The following is a 15690-nucleotide window of genomic DNA, read 5'->3' as shown; positions in this document are numbered from 1 at the left end:
AAGCCCCAACTTCAGCGAAGCAAGTTGGGGTACTTCACGAAAACGGCTGGGGCAGTTATTAGTGGGATCGGATTGGTTGCGTGCACAGCCTGAATCCGGGGCACAGGGGGCCCTGAATTGCCGATCGGCAATTCGGCAATACTAAATTCAGTTTTGGGCTATAGTTCCCTATGAGAAGGCTTCTAGGAGTATAGTTGCGTGATTGGCATCAATTGGCAGAGAACGGTTGCAGGCAGGCTGCTGGCATTGTTTGCAGCAGCAGTATTGATTTTGGGTGTAGCAAGTTGTGGCGCGGGCCATCCCTCCATGCCCAAATCAGGAAACAAGAGCGGCTCAGCTACCGCCGAGGTAAACAGAATCTCAGAGGTTTCTCCCCCAGAAGCCATTCAACAACTGCGTCAGGCTCTAGAAATTTACCAGCCTCAAATAAGTATTTTGAATCCAAAACCTGACGAAGTGCTTCAGGATATAAATGTGTCTGTTAAGTTCCAAGTCAAGGACTTCCCCATTTTCAAAGAAGCAAACTTGGGTTTGGGGCCCCACCTGCAAGTTTTATTAGACAACCAACCTTATGCAGCAGTTTACGACATCAACCAAACTTTAACGCTCTCCGACTTAGAACCCGGAACCCATACCCTGCGGGTGTTCGCAGCTCGACCTTGGGAAGAAAGCTTTAAAAACGAAGGTGCTTTGGCCCAAACCACTTTTCACGTTTTTACCAAAACACAGGACAACAATCCCGATCGCACATTGCCCCTATTAACGTACAACAGCCCGCAAGGCAGTTACGGGGTAGAACCCATCCTGCTCGATTTTTACTTGACAAATGCGCCTTTGCACCAAGTGGCTCAAGCAAATTCCCAAGATGACATACTCGATTGGAAAATTCGAGCCACAGTGAACGGGGAAAGTTTCGCGATCGACCAGTTGCAACCTATATATCTTAAAGGATTCAAACCGGGGAAAAACTGGGTGCAGCTAGAATTAATCGACGAACGGGGAAATAGCGTCAAAAACGCCTTTAATAATACAGTCAGACTGATAGATTACCAACCCCAGGGGCAAGATACTCTTTCTAAATTAGTGCGCGGGGAACTAACAGTAGCAGATACTCGCGGTATAGTCGATCGCACCTACCAAGTACCCAAGCCCACACCAACCCCAACCCCAACACCCGAACCGACACCGACACCTGCATTAGAAAAAACACCAGTAGCCGAACCCTCACCAGCGGTTCCAGAAACCCCAGCTACCGAGCCGAGCTTAGAGCCAAAAGTTGCTCCCGTTCAAACAATAGAACCGACACCAACAGCAACCCCCCAACTCGAAGCACCAAAACTTGTAGAACCACTTCAAGTCATAGAACCGACACCGACACCGACAGCAACCCCACAGCTAGAAACCCCCAAAGTTGTGGAACCAGTTCAAGTCATAGAACCCAAACCCATAGCAACTCCACAGTTAGAAACCCCCAAAGTTGTTGTACCCGTTAAAATAATAGAGCCGAAACCAACACCATCTCCCCAAACACAGAAACAGGAATACAAAGGATACTACAATCGGTTTCGCAACTTTTTGAATCAAGTTACCGAACCTGCCAATCCTTCAGTACCCCCAACCCTGCCAGAAATAACAGACAAAGCTCCTGTACCTAAAGCAGTCACTCCTGCGATACCAGAGGCATCTCCCAATTTGGTAGCACCAGCGCCCTCGGTTGGCGTTCCCCAAAGCGCAGAATTAACAGTTCCCGAAACAACAGTTTCAGAACCAGAAAACACACCAAAATCAGAACAAGAACCAGTTCCCGAAACAACAGTTTCAGAACCAGAAAACACACCTAAGTTAGAACAAGAACCAGTTCCCGAAACAACAGTTTCAGAACCAGAAAACACACCAAAATCAGAACAAAAAGTCGAATTTGAAACCTAAAAGATATTTCTGAATTCATCTGCGTACCCTTCGGGAAGGCTTCGCCTACATCAGCCTAAATTCGCCTACATCTGCGGTCAAAAAACACAGGAAAATTGAAAATGACCTATCTCGAAACAGCAGCCAAATTTTATAGCGACGTTGCCGAAACCCCCCAAATCGGGCTGTGCTGCGTCCAAAGCAGTCCCTTGCAACTGCCAGGATTAAAAATTCCCGAACAAATGCAAGAAATGAACTACGGCTGCGGCACAACCGTTCACGCCGCCGAACTTGTCGGAAATCCAGTCGTGCTTTATGTCGGCGTCGGCGGCGGATTGGAAGCACTGCAATTTGCTTATTTTTCTAGGCACAATGGATCGGTTATTGCCGTCGATCCGGTTGCAGCAATGCGAGAAGCGGCTGCACGCAACTTGCAAATTGCCGCCCACGAAAATGAATGGTTTGATGCTAGTTTTGTCGAAATTTGTGAAGGCGATGCTTTTGCGTTGCCGATGCCGGATGCTTCTGTCGATGTTGTCGCACAAAATTGCTTGTTTAATATCTTTGAACCTGCGGATTTAGCCAAGGCATTAAAAGAGACTTATCGGGTTTTGAAGCCAGGGGGCAGATTGTTGATGAGCGATCCGATCGCAACTCGCACAATTCCCCAGCATTTGAAGGAGGACGATCGCCTGCGCGCCTTGTGTTTGTCCGGTGCTCTGACATACGCAGAATACGTTCAACACCTTGTAGACGTGGGCTTTGGGCAAGTGGAAGTGCGGGCGCGCCGTCCTTACAGATTGCTCGACAAACACAATTACAAATTGGATGCGGATCTGCTGTTAGAAAGCCTGGATACAGTTTCCTTTAAAGTGGACATTCCCCCGGATGGCGCTTGCATTTTCACTGGCAAGACGGCGATTTATGCGGGTTCTGAGGAGCTATTTGACGACGGGGCGGGTCACGTTTTGCAGCGGGGAGTTCCGGCGGCGGTGTGCGATAAAACTGCTGGGAATTTGGGCGGATTGATGCCGGATAAGGTGTTGATTACTGATTCGACTTGGCACTATAACGGCGGCGGTTGCTGTTAAATTTATTTCGGAATGGGGAGGTAGCGTTCACCGCAGAGATATAGCGGTTCTCAAAAAAGTGAGGTATGCCCACGGAGGCCACGGAGGCCGCGGAACCCACGGAGGCCTATCCCCATGAGTACCTCATCTTTTTGAGAAAGGCTATAGCTGCCTCTTTCAACTCTTTATGGTGTATGGGTTATTTGGGAAAATAATTGCAGGGAAAAGCAAGCATAAAATTTAGGAGAAGCAAGAGACGCCAATTGCTGAAGTTGGTTGACAAGCGATTCCTAATACTATAGTATTCGAGCATGACATATAAGACTATTGACTTATTTTCTGGTGCGGGTGGCTTGACTACAGGATTTCATCTGGCTGGTTTTGAATCTTTATGTGCGATCGAGGTGGATGCGAAAGCCCTAGCCACCTATAAGCACAATTACCCAAACACCAAAATTGTTCATCAGGATATACGCGAGCTCAATCCTTTGGATTTGCGATTGTGTTTGGGTTTGCAGAGGGAGGAACTAACAGCGTTGATAGGCGGCCCCCCATGCCAAGGATTTTCAAGAAATATTCCTGCTGACTATCGCTACCTCAGCGACTCTCGCAATCAGTTATATCGGACATTTTTAGAATTCGTACAGGAATTTAGACCCCTTTACGTTGTTATGGAGAACGTACCTGAAATCTTGAAAGCTTATGGTGGTGTAGTTAAGAATGAAATTATACAGCAACTTGAGTCGCAAGGTTATAAAGTCACTTATGGATCGCTAAACTCCGCGCATTATGGAGTACCGCAGACGAGATCGAGAGCTTTTTTCCTGGCTAGTTTAGATAAACCGCTTCAATTCCCTGAAGCTACACACGCTGGTGAGATTAGAAGTGATTATAGATCTGTGAAATCTTGCTACCAACTTAGTCTCCTAACATCAAACATTTCTTCAGTCGTCACAGTTAGAGATGCGATTGGAGATTTGCCGTCATTGAACGCAGGAGAGGAATATAATGCTGAAGTTTATCCTTTTCCAGCCCAAACTGCGTACCAAGCAATGATACGTAATGGAAGTACGAAACTTTTCAATCACGTTGCTCGTGCTTTGAGTCCCATTCAAATGTCAAGAGTGCGTCTTCTTAGAGAAGGGCAAGATGCTAGAGATTTGCCACCTGAATTAGCTCCTAAAAAGCACTATAGCGGTGCCTATGGAAGGCTTTACTGGGATAAGCCAGCAAGAACTATCACAAGATGGGTTTTCCATCCAGGATCGGGCAGGTTTTTTCATCCAACCCAAAATCGGACAATTACAATCCGTGAAGCTGCAAGATTGCATTCTTACCCAGATAACTTTCACTTCCTGGGAACGTACACTGATATGGCTTCTCAAATAGGAGAATCAGTACCCCCACTTCTAGGTAAAGCAATAGCTGCATCTATTCTCCAAGTTCACTGTCAAAAGACTGTGTACTGAGTTGATCTTGCAAAGCAGAGAGTATAGTCTGCACATATCGATCAATTGTGAGACGAGTTCGCTCAACCTTGATGCGAACGGCTTCTGGAGGAATGGTTCTAGCTTTGAAAAGTTGCTTTTGATTTTTGTACCAAACTAACTCTGGCTTACCTGCAATACTGCCTTGTAGTCCTGCTCCTGATTTTCCAGTATTTCTATCAACTGTCCAAGCCCAAGAAAAAGTATTTGGGTCAAGTACACTAAGAGAGAATTCACAGTAGACATATTCATACCCTCTAATGGTTTTCAATAGTATGGCTTCATAGCTATTCGTAATGTTCTGTGCTGCCTGACTTGATATAATTTTCTCGTTCCAATGCTGAACAATAGCCGCTCCTAGTTCAGCAGGTGAGGATTTTTCAGTCAGACCAGGAAAACCAAGTTGGGCGGCTTTTTTGATAACATCTGCTCTCTGAATGACAAACCAAAATGTATTGACAACCGTAAGACTATTCAGTTGAAGAGATTTGAGTGACCAACCAGTTGCAGTGGTGGTGTCAACAGCATCATAGAGGAGTTTGCTACGTCCTAATGCTGGATCTGATAAAGGAATATCCTTGACATAATGAAAAATTGCTTCCCAAGTATAATCCTCTATCGATCCGATAACTGGAGATGCAATGGTAGCAATAATGGCTTCCCTCAATCTTTCAATCTCGTTTTCCGTCAGCACTCAATAGTTCCTCTACAACTCGTAAAAACTCACCCATTGTTATGTCCAAAGCATTTGTAATGTGACTCAGAACTCTAACAGATGGACTTTTCAGTCCTCGCTCAAGCTGGCTGATATAGGTTCTGTGCAGACCTGTGACTTCTGCTAGATATTCTTGTGACCAACGTTTCTCTATTCGACGACGCTGTATTTCTAATCCTAATATTTGGTCGAGTTTGCTAGGCTGCATAAATAGAGATATTAAGGTTTTGAATACCAAAGTTCTACAGACTAAAGTATTCAAACTAACAAGACGATCGCCCCCCTCGCCCCCATCTTGTGACACAGGCATCTTGCCTGTGGCCAAAAACCCAGCTTTAACCAGCTTTTCCCCCATCTGGCGAAACTTCCCGCTAAATTAAAGGAGTGTAAAAATTACTCAGGCCCTACCAAGGAGATATCCATGCCTCGCGTCAGAGCACCAGAATTCCCCGTAAAGTACCCCTGGCTGAACACCGAAAAACCTTTATCCATTGAATCCTTAAAAGGGCGCGTCGTCATTCTCGACTTCTGGACGTACTGCTGCATCAACTGTCTGCACGTCCTCCCAGACTTAAAATACCTGGAACAAAAATATAAAGATTCCCTGACGGTGATCGGCGTTCACTCGGCTAAATTTGAAAACGAAAAAGATGTAGAAAATATCCGCCAAGCTATCCTCCGCTACGATATCGAACATCCCGTAATCGTAGACAGCGGCATGAAAGTTTGGCAAAGCTACGCCGTTCGCGCTTGGCCGACTTTAATGGTGATCGATCCAGAAAGTTATGTCGTCGGCTTTGTTTCTGGCGAAGGCAATAGAGAAGCACTTGACCAGTTAGTTGGTAAGTTAATTGCTGAATACAAAGATAAAAATGCGATCGACTTTAGGGAACTTCGCTTCAGTTTAGAAAAACAGCGCAAACCTGTATCAACTCCCCTGGCTTTTCCTGGTAAAGTGCTGGCATTTGCGATCGCGCCAACGGAGGCAAAACAGCTTCACCAACATGAGGCGCTGTTGGGCGAAATGACTGAGGACAATGAATCTGTAGATGAAACTGTACTGCCGGGGCCTGCTAATTCAGTTATACAAAACTTGGTCGGTTCTTGCTTGTTTGTTGCCGATTCGGGACACAATCGAATTGTTGTCAGCACTACTGAAGGTGAGGTGCTGCACGTCATTGGTACTGGGAAACCGGGTTTGACTGATGGCAACTTTGAAGAAGCTGAGTTTTTTGCCCCTCAAGGTATGGCTTTTGATGCAGAAACTCAAATTCTCTATGTTGCTGATACGGAAAATCACGCTATCAGAACGATCGACTTTACGACTCAACGGGTGGAAACTGTTGCTGGTACTGGCGAACAAAGTCACGAAATTGCACCTCGCAGCGGCAAGGCTTTAGAAACGGCATTGAATTCGCCTTGGGATTTAGAAAGAGTTGGCGATCGACTTTTTATCGCCATGGCGGGTTCGCACCAAATTTGGGAGATGCAGTTAGATACTGGTACGATCGCCACTTATGCGGGTATTGGTCGAGAATCCTGTGTTGACGGTAGTCTGGCGGAATCTGCTTTTTCTCAGCCCAGCGGCCTGTCTACGGATCGATCGGAGTTGTTTGTCGCTGACAGCGAAATTAGTTCGATCCGCGCCGTCGGTATCGATGAAGACCCGAAGGTACGCACTGTCTGCGGTAGCGGTGAATTGTTTGGTTTTGGGGATAAAGATGGTCGCGGTGAGGAGGTGAGGTTGCAGCACTGTTTGGGTGTTGAATACGCTCAAAATTACCTCTGGGTTGCTGATACTTACAATCACAAAATTAAGCGAATCGACCACCGGGGCGGTACTTGCATGACGATGATTGGAGATGGTACGGCGGGTTTGGTAGATGCTAAAGGTCTCAAGGCTCGATTTTTTGAACCTTCAGGCTTGAGCGCGATCGGGTCTCATTTGTTTGTTGCTGATACGAACAATCACGTGATTCGGCGAATTGAGTTGGATACTTTGGAGGTCACAACTTTGGATTTTCAGAGTTTGTGTGCGCCGGATGTTTGTCTCCCTGATTGATCCGAAATGTTGATAATAGACCTCTTGCAAAAAAAATCACGAGTTACAATTAAAGGTTTTGAGTTTTAGACCTGAGAGCTAACTCATAATTGTCAAGTGCCGATCTAACCTGCAATCTGCTCCACTTAAGCCAAACCCTAGCTCGTAGCATAAAATTATTTTGCAAGAGGTCTAATTATTTCAACAACTCAGAAACAGTTTTAAATTGATAACCTTTTGACTGCAAAGACTTGACAATTATCTCAGTTGCTAATACGGTTTTCGAGCGATCGCCCCCGCCATCGTGCATCACCACAATCGAACCCGATCGCACATTGTCGATCACCTGATTTGCGATATCCTCAGCCGTGTGTGTTTTCTCATAATCTTGAGAATCCACATCCCACATAATCAATTTTTTGTGCATTTGGGAAACCAAATAAGACAAACCTACAAATCTCCGCCCCCAAGGTGGCCGAAAAGTAATACTCTCTTGCTTAACGCCCAATTCCTGTAAAAGTTTGTCCGTTTTTTCAATCTCAGACAGCAAATATTCCCGGGGTTTAAACATCATATCTTTGTGCGAGTAGGAATGGTTTGCCAACTCATCGCCCCTCGCCACAATCATTTTTACAATTTCTGGATGTTTCTCAATATTGCGGCCGATTTCAAAAAAAGTTGCTTTAACTCGATAGCGGTCTAAGATATCTAAAAGTTGATTTGTATAGGGAGGATAGGGGCCGTCGTCGTAGGTAAGCGCCACCACTTTCTCTTGAGTGTCGGCGCGGTTGATGCCAAAATAATTGTGGAATTTAGTAACGTTAATCAGTAGCGATGCTGCAAAAAACAATGCTATTGTGAACAGCAGAAACTTTTGTAAATTTTTACCGATCCGCATAGCTGGATGAAAGCTCGATCGAGCATGAAAGTGGATTGATGTCAGATTACCACAATTTATGGCTGATGCCATAAGATCGATCGCCCTCCTCAACTCTGCAAAAAATAAGTACGTAGCTGCGCTTGGGCGATCTTTATATATCAAAGAGCGCCCAAGCGCAACAACGTACCTTTATTTAATGTGACAGTTGCGTCTTGGACTGCATAAGATCGGCATTGTCAACTCTGCAAAAAAATGCCGGCAATAGTGCCGACATATACCTGTTGTTGAGGTTCAACGCTAGAAGATGGAAGAGAATACGGGTCAAAAGTACGATCGCGCTTTTGAAGAGATTTGAAGAGAGATCCGCCTAGGCGGCAGCGCGATCGCAAATTCCCGCATTTCAAGCTATACCCTCCACCAATAAAGTAATCTTGTCAATTCCTACCACATAAACCAGCTCCCCGGGTTTAAAAGTTATGCCTTTATCGCACTTAGCGGGCCACCAACTACATTGAAAGCGGACGCGGCCACATTCACCCGGTCGAATTTCTTCTGCAACGATTGCTTCTTCAACATAGTCAAAAAACATGATTGCTGCTCCTAAAAATGGGTTGGAATTGTTTTGAATGCGAACAGTTTCTGAGGTGTTCACCAATTAATTAAGCATTCATCAATCCCCAAATCCGCAAATCTCCCAATCTCAAATCGAAAATCGAAAATGGTATGACTCCCCACAGACAGATGCTTTGCAATTACCCTTCCACAATCAGAGTCACATTGTCAATGGCGATGACTCGAACCGCTTCTCCGGGTTTAAAAGTAATTTCTTGGTCAGATGTTGCAGGCCACCAACTGCTTTGAAAGCGCACGCGACCAGATTCTCCCGGACGAATTTCTTCTTCGACGATCGCTTTTTGGTCTGGGGCGATATCTTTTGGCGCTAGATGAGTATGGACTGTTTCTGCATCGCCGACAGCGGGTTTTTCCTCACCGGCCGCCGTCTCTTCTGCTACATCGGTGCTGGACTTTTCCGCACCGGAGACGGCTGATTTTGCTTGATTAACACTGTCCACTTTTTCCTCATCAGCGAAGGCTAAGATTCCTTCTTCTTCAATAAAGCTTGCTTCTTCGACATAGTTAGTAGACATGGCGGATGGCTCCTGAAGATAGGTTGTGTTTGACTTTTGGATGCAAAAAGCTCGCGCTTTTTCAGTTCGATTAAATGGTCAGATTTCTTATCCCAACAATTGCAAGCGGGAACTTAAATTCTGCCTTCTACAAACCGATACAAATCCTCAACTTGAGTCTGGCAGATCCTGATTTTAGACTGACTTTCAAGCTCTCAGATTTAATGAGAGTGTAAATCTAAAATCTAAAATCTAAAATCTAAAATCGACTGACTACTCCCCACCTCAGAGTTTTTCCGAACTAAGCTTCAACTACTAGAGTAATGTTGTCAAGTCTCAGGACTCGAACCACAGCACCGGGTTTCAAAGTTATTTGTAGATCGCACTTCGCCGGCCACCAACTGCTCTGGAAGCGCACGCGACCGCATTGGTCGGGTCGAATTTCTTCTTCTACGATCGCTCTTTCCAAATCGCTGACAGTCATATTTTTGGCTCCCAATTTCAAATTCTTTGTAACCTTCAAAGGCGATAAACTTATAACCAGACTCGGTAAATCCTTAATTTCCAACTACGCTTCAACTATCAGAGTCATGTTCTCAAGTGCCAGGACACGAACCACTTCACCGGGTTTCAAAGTTACGTCTCGATCGCACTTCGCAGGCCACCAAGTGCTTTGAAAACGGACGCGACCGGATTGACCTGGACGGATTTCTTCTTCTACGACCGCTTTTTTCAAATGGTTGAGACTCATAACTTTAGGACTCCTGAGTGCAGATTCGTCGGATTCTTGAGAGGTAAAAACTTGTAGGACTCGATTCGTTGGCTCGATCGATAGCTAGGCTGCCACAATCAGAGTAATGTTGTCAATTCCGATGACGCGAACCACGTCACCTGGTTGAAAAGTCATCTCTTGCTCGCATTTTGCAGGCCACCAACTGTTTTGGAAGCGCACGCGGCCGGACTCTTGAGGGCGAATTGCTTCATCGACGATCGCTTTTTCGGAATTGTCAAAAGTCATGATTGCTGGCTCCTGATTATAAGTTTGGCTGAATTTTGAGATGCGAAAAACTGATTGCTCGACTCGTTACCAATTTCCAGGTAGAGGTCGCCCTCTTGCGGTCAACTGTCAACTGTTAACTGTGAACTGTCAAAGCTAGGCTGTGACAATCAGGGTAATGTTGTCAATTCCCACAACTCGAACCACATCGCCGGGGTGAAAAGTTATGTCTCGATCGCATTTTGCAGGCCACCAAGTGCTTTGAAAGCGCACCCGCCCGGACTCTTGAGGGCGAATTGCTTCATCGACGATCGCCTTTTCATCAGTGTTAATAGACATAGCTGCTGGCTCCTGAATGTATGTTCGACTTGATTGCTGCGGATGTCAGAAGCTTGTCGGTCAACTTCCCCTCCACACTCAACAGTCTGGCAGGTCAACCTCGGCTGTGTCAGTCGGCAAAAGTCCTTATAAGTCGGCTGTTTGAGCGTGTAAGCGAGTCGGAAAAAGTCTGTTAGAGTTGTTTCATATAGGTAAGTAACGCTAAACCTGGTGACTCAATGGAAGCGGATCAAGCACTGGATTTTACTAACTCGTTACTTGTGGCTCGAAACCTGAAAACTCTTGACAACCTTGACAGCGCGATCTTTCGCGAAGCATGGATGGGGGTGCAAGGCAGGACGTACCAACAGGTTGCAGAGAGTGAAGGATATGGAGTAGGGACTGTTAAGGATGCTGCTTCTAATTTGTGGAAGCGCCTTTCAGCTTTGTTTGGAGAAGGCGAAAAAGTTAAAAGAGATAACCTGCAAGCGGTAATAGATCGATATTGGCGCAGCACTTTACTAGAACCCCAGTCGGGACAAATTGTTCCGCCGCGATCGTCTCTGGGGCTAGATTCGGAGTTGGAAATCGAAAATCCCAACTTTTTGGGTAGGTCTCAGGCGATCGAGGATCTGAATACTTTGGTCGCCCAAGGCGCTAAAGTGATTGTGATCCAAAGTGCCGGCGGTATGGGCAAAACGACTTTAGCCAGACAGTACCTGAAATCTCAAGGGTTCGATCGCGTCATTGAACTGCTGATGGCAAAAGAGACAGAAAACCTCACAGCCTTAGAGAGTGCGATCGAAGAATGGTTAAAGCAAGACTTCCAAGAAGAACCAGGGCCAGACTTTGGTGTCACCCTCGGGCGGCTGAAGCGGCAACTTCAGACTCTCAAAGTCGGCGTCTTGATTGACAACTTGGAAGCCGCCCTCGACGGACAAGGCAAGTTTATTGAACCGCACCGGCTGTACGTCGAACTGTTGCGAGTTTTGGCTGACGCGGCGGTGCAGTCGGTAACGCTGATTACCAGTCGCGATCGACTTTGCGATTCTGACGTAACCGTCGAACACTACCTGCTTCCGGGATTGGATGTGGAAACTTGGCAGCAGTATTTTAGCGATCGCAACATCAAAATAGATCCTGTCGCACTCGGGGAAATGCACAAAGTTTACGGCGGTAATGCCAAAGCCATGGGCATTCTTTGGGGCACAATCCGAGAAGATTTTGACGGAGATATGGCAGCCTACTGGCTGGAAAATAGCGACGATCCGTTGGTGGAAACCGACTTAAAAAATCTAGTTACCAGTCAATTCAACCGCCTGCAAGAATTAGATCCCGAAGCCTATCAACTCCTCTGCCGCTTGGGCTGTTACCGCTATCAAGACGTGCCGACAGTCCCTAGTGACGGACTTTTGTGCCTGCTTTGGGACGTACCCGAAGCTGGGCGCAGACAAATCATTAAATCGCTGTTGCACCGATCGCTAGTCGAGTCCCAAAAAGGCGAATACTGGGTGCATCCAGCAATTAGAGAAGAAGCAGTCGATCGGCTTTCGCCCGCAGACTGGGACACCGCCAACCGCAAAGCAGCCGAGTTTTGGACGGATAGCGTCGAGATTATTGAAACAGTAGAAGATGCGCTGAAAGCTTTTGAAGCTTACTATCATTACGTGGCAATTAGCTGTTTCGAGCAGGCCGCTAGCGTCATCCTCAAAAAAATCAATATCCAGTTTGCCAAAGACTACAAGCTCGGACGAGCGCTCTATAAACTAGGTTTCTTGCAGCCAATAATTTCAGCAACTACTCGCATCGTCAACAATGTGACTTCTGACTATTATTTGAGCGGTCTTTACAGTATTTTAGGCGTTTCTTACAGAATATTGGGCGATATCAATCAAGCCATAGAATGTCACCAAATATCCGAAAGAAAAGCAACTAAATGTCTGCAAAATATAGCAAAAAATAGCGAACCGGAAAACGGCCAAAAAGCTAATCTAGAATTTTGGAAACTTAACGCTGCAATCAATATAGGGTTTTGCAAAATAGAAATGCTGGAATTAGAACCAGCTCTGGAGATATTTGCCAAGATGAAAAATTCGCGGGAGGAAATCGGGATTATCGGGATTAACAGTTATTCGATCGAGGTCGGGTTAGCTTTTCTCAACTCCTGTGTGGGAGTCAAAAAAGCTGCCAAGGAACTCGCCGACAAACTATATGCCGATCGCGAAGAGAGTCAGTTAGTGGGTACGGGATACAAGTTAGTGTTTCTAGCCAGCACTTACAAAAACCTCGGAGATCCAGAAAAAGCTTTGAGCTTGTACAGTCAGGCGATCGCCCAGGCAGACGAAAACCAGTACAGCACCGTCAAAGCCAAAGCTCTTAGCGGTATAGCTGCCCTGTACCGAGAACGAGGAGAATTTGACCAAGCCATGCAGCACCATGCAGAAGCAATAGAAATACTCGATCTGCCCAGCGCTAAATTAGACCGAGCCGAAGCTTGCTATCAACTCGCACTGACAGAACAAAAACTCGGTAACATCGAGAAAGCCCAAGAAAATTTCGATCGCGCCATTCAACTGTTCAGCGAAATGGACGCCAGCAAACAAGTAGAAAAAGTACAGTTTGCCGCTACCAAAAATCCCGAAAAAATCCCTAATTAACTGAGAAACAAAGGAAAAAAGATACAATAAAGTAAAGCACAACAATAAAATTTCTAGACATGAAACTAAAACGATTGGGACACGTAGCCGTCTGCGTGCAAGACATAGAGAAAGCTGCTGAGTTCTACAGCAAATTGGGAATGGAGTTAGTCTGGAAAGATGCAGACTGGGCTTATTTAAAAGCAGGAGATGATGGACTGGCGCTGTTGAGTCCGACTTACGACCAAGCAGGGCCGCATTTTGGGTTTGTATTTGACGATCGCACCGAAATGGAATCCGCCTACGAACAACTCAAAACTGAAGGTGTTTCCGTCACCCAGATTCACGAACACCGCGACGGTACAGCGTCTTTTTACGGCAGAGACCCCGACGGTAACGGTTTTGAGTACCTTTACGAACCTGTCTGAGGTCGATTAGTCAACTTCTGGACGTATTAGAAGCAGATAAACCGGGTTTTTTATCTAATTTGTGACCATAACCAAGGATTTTAGTAAAAAACCCAGATTTATGACTACTTGTACGTCCAGGAATATCAAATTTTGTCGATCGTGCGAGGTATAGCCTTTCTCAAAAAGATGAGGTATAACTGACAGCTCGATAACCCCTTAAACGTATAGGGCTGAAGCCCAACAACGTACCTCATCTTTGTGAGAACCGCTATATCGACAATTTACCAGCGACGCACCATATCGCAATGGTTTTATAAACAAGCACAACTATTATCTAACAATCTTTTGTGAAAATGGTATAAATTGCGGACAGCAACCGACTTTTCGCCACTAATACACGAAATGTCAACCCTCAATCAGACGGAAAAGCCCGGTTTCTTGGTGCAGGAGCCCGTAAGCCATAGAATGATGGCCGCAGACACTGCGATCCCGTGGGAGACTGCCCGGAACCTCCGTACAACTGGCAGAATAAAGTAACATATTGACACCAATGCTTCTAAAGTGCGGTGCAGGCTCAGAATCCAAAATATACCCACAACTTCCGAAAATCGGCTCGATAATCTAAAATCTAAAATCTAAAATCTAAAATCCTCATGTTTCAAAGAATACAAGTCAGAAACCGCTGGACATCGATCTTCAAACCGTGGGAAGAAGCAGATCCTTGGCTGTTTGCCGCTTGCATCAGCCTCACCATCTTCGGCGGAATCATGATCCGCAGCGTCGAAATCAACCAGGGATCGATCGACTGGTGGCGGCACTGGGCAACTGGCGGAGTCGGTTTGTTCCTCGCCATCATCATTTCCCGCTGTCGCTACCAAATACTGATGGACTGGAAATGGCAGATTTACGTAATTATTAATTTGTCGCTGATCGCAGTGCGGTTTATTGGTACTACAGGGCTCGGTGCCCAGCGGTGGATCAATATCGGCGGCTTCTACCTGCAACCCTCAGAATTTGCCAAAATAGGGATGATTATCACCTTAGCGGCTCTCCTCCACGACAAGACTGTCCCTACAGTGCGCGATATGTTGAGAATGCTGGCGATTATGGCCCTGCCCTGGGGATTGATCTTTGCTGAACCAAATTTAGGTACTTCGCTGGTGTTTGGCGCGATCACAATGGGGATGTTTTACTGGGGTAATGTTAATCCCGGTTGGCTGATATTGCTGTTCTCTCCTCTATTCTCAGTTCTCCTCAATAACGTGTCCACACCGATTTGGATAGCCTGGGTAGTCGTTGCGGGTATTATCGCTTGGCGAAGCCTACCTTGGCCTTGGCTGGGGACTTTCGGTGCTGTGCTAGTGAATGTGGTGTCGGGACACGTCGGACACGTATTTTGGGGCGTGCTCAAGGATTATCAAAAAATGCGCCTGACAGGGTTTTTGAACCCCGAGAAAGACCCTTTAGGTAGTGGATATCACTTGATTCAATCTCGGATTGCGATCGGGGCTGGGGAACTCAAAGGCAGAGGTTTGTTTCACGGAACCCAAACTCAGCTTAACTTTATTCCCGAACAGCATACGGACTTTATCTTTTCAGCGATCGGCGAAGAATTGGGCTTTATTGGCTGCATTGCAGTGCTGTTGGTGTTCTGGATCATTTGTTTCCGCTTGGTGACGATCGCACAAACTGCAAACGACAATTTTGGTTCCTTGCTGGCGATCGGCGTACTGTCAATGTTAATTTTTCAGGTATTCGTAAATATTGGGATGAACATCGGCTTAGCCCCGGTTACAGGGATTCCACTACCTTTCCTGAGTTACGGAAATGCCTCGCTGCTGAGTAATTTTCTCGGATTGGGATTGGTAGAGGCGGTAGCGAACCAGCGACAGCGCAAGAAGCGTTGGAATTAGCACATGATATTTTTTGAGGACTGAAGTCCTCACTACAAACAGAATAACAGGTTTGTAGTGAGGACTTCAGTCCTGATATAGCGGTTCTCAGTTATAAATTGTAGGGTGCGTCGCTTGCTGGCCGCCCGGTTGAGGGCGAGAATTATTCGTAGCGACGCACCCTACGTCTCTGAGGAGGACTTCAGTTA

At 46.1% G+C, this 15690-nt stretch carries 16 protein-coding genes; 7 read left to right on the top strand and 9 right to left on the bottom strand.

The window, feature by feature from the left end; translation table 11 throughout:
- The first annotated feature begins 198 nt into the window (after positions 1–198).
- The 3 genes from QZW82_RS03795 to QZW82_RS03785 all read left to right on the top strand — a co-directional run bounded on the left by QZW82_RS03795 (position 199) and on the right by QZW82_RS03785 (position 4447).
- Positions 199–1929: a hypothetical protein gene (locus tag QZW82_RS03795; RefSeq protein WP_293144797.1), complete on the top strand. Its 1731-nt coding sequence runs from the start codon at positions 199–201 to the stop codon at positions 1927–1929.
- Between the two features lie 101 nt (positions 1930–2030).
- Positions 2031–2999, top strand: a complete 969-nt coding sequence (gene arsM / locus QZW82_RS03790) for an arsenosugar biosynthesis arsenite methyltransferase ArsM (protein WP_293144794.1) — start codon at positions 2031–2033, stop codon at positions 2997–2999.
- Between the two features lie 290 nt (positions 3000–3289).
- A complete protein-coding gene (locus QZW82_RS03785; RefSeq protein WP_293144791.1) occupies positions 3290–4447 on the top strand; it encodes a DNA cytosine methyltransferase in 1158 nt (385 codons plus the stop codon).
- Here the strand turns inward: QZW82_RS03785 and QZW82_RS03780 are convergent.
- Together QZW82_RS03780 and QZW82_RS03775 are read right to left on the bottom strand one after the other, a co-directional pair.
- Positions 4410–5159: a hypothetical protein gene (locus QZW82_RS03780; RefSeq protein ID WP_293144788.1), complete on the bottom strand. Its 750-nt coding sequence runs from the start codon at positions 5157–5159 to the stop codon at positions 4410–4412. The genes QZW82_RS03785 and QZW82_RS03780 overlap by 38 nt on opposite strands.
- Positions 5137–5535, bottom strand: coding sequence for a helix-turn-helix transcriptional regulator (locus QZW82_RS03775; RefSeq protein ID WP_293144785.1), 399 nt, complete (start codon positions 5533–5535; stop codon positions 5137–5139). The genes QZW82_RS03780 and QZW82_RS03775 overlap by 23 nt, the downstream gene beginning before the upstream one ends.
- 66 nt (positions 5536–5601) lie before the next feature.
- Between QZW82_RS03775 and QZW82_RS03770 the strand changes: the two genes are divergently transcribed.
- The gene (locus QZW82_RS03770; RefSeq protein WP_293144782.1) at positions 5602–7242 is read left to right on the top strand and encodes a thioredoxin-like domain-containing protein; all 1641 of its coding nucleotides are present in this window, start codon (positions 5602–5604) and stop codon (positions 7240–7242) included.
- 175 nt (positions 7243–7417) lie between these two features.
- Here the strand turns inward: QZW82_RS03770 and QZW82_RS03765 are convergent, their stop codons facing one another.
- From QZW82_RS03765 to QZW82_RS03735, 7 genes are all read right to left on the bottom strand, one after another.
- The gene (locus QZW82_RS03765; RefSeq protein WP_293144779.1) at positions 7418–8191 is read right to left on the bottom strand and encodes a polysaccharide deacetylase family protein; all 774 of its coding nucleotides are present in this window, start codon (positions 8189–8191) and stop codon (positions 7418–7420) included.
- Positions 8192–8501: 310 nt separating this feature from the next.
- Entirely contained in the window at positions 8502–8753 is a 252-nt protein-coding gene (locus QZW82_RS03760; RefSeq protein ID WP_293145178.1) for an NfeD family protein, read from the bottom strand.
- Positions 8754–8853: 100 nt separating this feature from the next.
- Positions 8854–9249, bottom strand: a complete 396-nt coding sequence (locus QZW82_RS03755; protein ID WP_293144776.1) for an NfeD family protein — start codon at positions 9247–9249, stop codon at positions 8854–8856.
- 280 nt (positions 9250–9529) lie between these two features.
- Positions 9530–9712 carry an NfeD family protein gene (locus tag QZW82_RS03750; protein ID WP_293144773.1) on the bottom strand — a complete coding sequence of 61 codons (183 nt, stop codon included), beginning with the start codon at positions 9710–9712 and terminating at the stop codon, positions 9530–9532.
- 84 nt (positions 9713–9796) lie between these two features.
- Positions 9797–9979, bottom strand: coding sequence for an NfeD family protein (locus QZW82_RS03745; protein WP_293144770.1), 183 nt, complete (start codon positions 9977–9979; stop codon positions 9797–9799).
- An 84-nt stretch (positions 9980–10063) separates the two neighbouring features.
- On the bottom strand, positions 10064–10246 hold the full coding sequence (locus tag QZW82_RS03740) for an NfeD family protein (protein ID WP_293144766.1): 183 nt from the start codon (positions 10244–10246) through the stop codon (positions 10064–10066).
- Between the two features lie 135 nt (positions 10247–10381).
- On the bottom strand, positions 10382–10564 hold the full coding sequence (locus QZW82_RS03735; RefSeq protein WP_293144759.1) for an NfeD family protein: 183 nt from the start codon (positions 10562–10564) through the stop codon (positions 10382–10384).
- 218 nt (positions 10565–10782) lie between these two features.
- On the opposite strand from QZW82_RS03735, the gene QZW82_RS03730 reads away from it, so the two are divergent.
- The 3 genes from QZW82_RS03730 to rodA all read left to right on the top strand — a co-directional run bounded on the left by QZW82_RS03730 (position 10783) and on the right by rodA (position 15502).
- The gene (locus QZW82_RS03730) at positions 10783–13200 is read left to right on the top strand and encodes a tetratricopeptide repeat protein (RefSeq protein WP_293144756.1); all 2418 of its coding nucleotides are present in this window, start codon (positions 10783–10785) and stop codon (positions 13198–13200) included.
- A gap of 59 nt (positions 13201–13259) precedes the next feature.
- Positions 13260–13607: a VOC family protein gene (locus QZW82_RS03725; protein ID WP_293144753.1), complete on the top strand. Its 348-nt coding sequence runs from the start codon at positions 13260–13262 to the stop codon at positions 13605–13607.
- 635 nt (positions 13608–14242) lie between these two features.
- On the top strand, positions 14243–15502 hold the full coding sequence (gene rodA, locus QZW82_RS03720; protein ID WP_293144750.1) for a rod shape-determining protein RodA: 1260 nt from the start codon (positions 14243–14245) through the stop codon (positions 15500–15502).
- The last annotated feature ends 188 nt before the right edge of the window (positions 15503–15690 follow it).

The organism is Microcoleus sp. bin48.metabat.b7b8b9.023 (genome assembly GCF_013299185.1).
Classification (GTDB): domain Bacteria; phylum Cyanobacteriota; class Cyanobacteriia; order Cyanobacteriales; family Microcoleaceae; genus Microcoleus.
The sequence above is the reverse complement of the archived record's forward strand: the minus strand, read 5'-3'. Positions and strand labels throughout refer to the sequence as shown.

What these genes read in the sequence shown, in the direction of transcription:
- arsM (WP_293144794.1), top strand. Translation starts at nt 2,031, where the DNA reads ATGACCTATCTCGAAACAGCAGCCAAATTTTATAGCGACGTTGCCGAA.
- QZW82_RS03785 (WP_293144791.1), top strand. Translation starts at nt 3,290, where the DNA reads ATGACATATAAGACTATTGACTTATTTTCTGGTGCGGGTGGCTTGACT.
- QZW82_RS03775 (WP_293144785.1), bottom strand. Translation starts at nt 5,535, where the DNA reads ATGGGGGAAAAGCTGGTTAAAGCTGGGTTTTTGGCCACAGGCAAGATG.
- QZW82_RS03770 (WP_293144782.1), top strand. Translation starts at nt 5,602, where the DNA reads ATGCCTCGCGTCAGAGCACCAGAATTCCCCGTAAAGTACCCCTGGCTG.
- QZW82_RS03765 (WP_293144779.1), bottom strand. Translation starts at nt 8,191, where the DNA reads ATGGCATCAGCCATAAATTGTGGTAATCTGACATCAATCCACTTTCAT.
- QZW82_RS03755 (WP_293144776.1), bottom strand. Translation starts at nt 9,249, where the DNA reads ATGTCTACTAACTATGTCGAAGAAGCAAGCTTTATTGAAGAAGAAGGA.
- QZW82_RS03750 (WP_293144773.1), bottom strand. Translation starts at nt 9,712, where the DNA reads ATGACTGTCAGCGATTTGGAAAGAGCGATCGTAGAAGAAGAAATTCGA.
- QZW82_RS03745 (WP_293144770.1), bottom strand. Translation starts at nt 9,979, where the DNA reads ATGAGTCTCAACCATTTGAAAAAAGCGGTCGTAGAAGAAGAAATCCGT.
- QZW82_RS03740 (WP_293144766.1), bottom strand. Translation starts at nt 10,246, where the DNA reads ATGACTTTTGACAATTCCGAAAAAGCGATCGTCGATGAAGCAATTCGC.
- QZW82_RS03735 (WP_293144759.1), bottom strand. Translation starts at nt 10,564, where the DNA reads ATGTCTATTAACACTGATGAAAAGGCGATCGTCGATGAAGCAATTCGC.
- QZW82_RS03730 (WP_293144756.1), top strand. Translation starts at nt 10,783, where the DNA reads ATGGAAGCGGATCAAGCACTGGATTTTACTAACTCGTTACTTGTGGCT.
- QZW82_RS03725 (WP_293144753.1), top strand. Translation starts at nt 13,260, where the DNA reads ATGAAACTAAAACGATTGGGACACGTAGCCGTCTGCGTGCAAGACATA.
- rodA (WP_293144750.1), top strand. Translation starts at nt 14,243, where the DNA reads ATGTTTCAAAGAATACAAGTCAGAAACCGCTGGACATCGATCTTCAAA.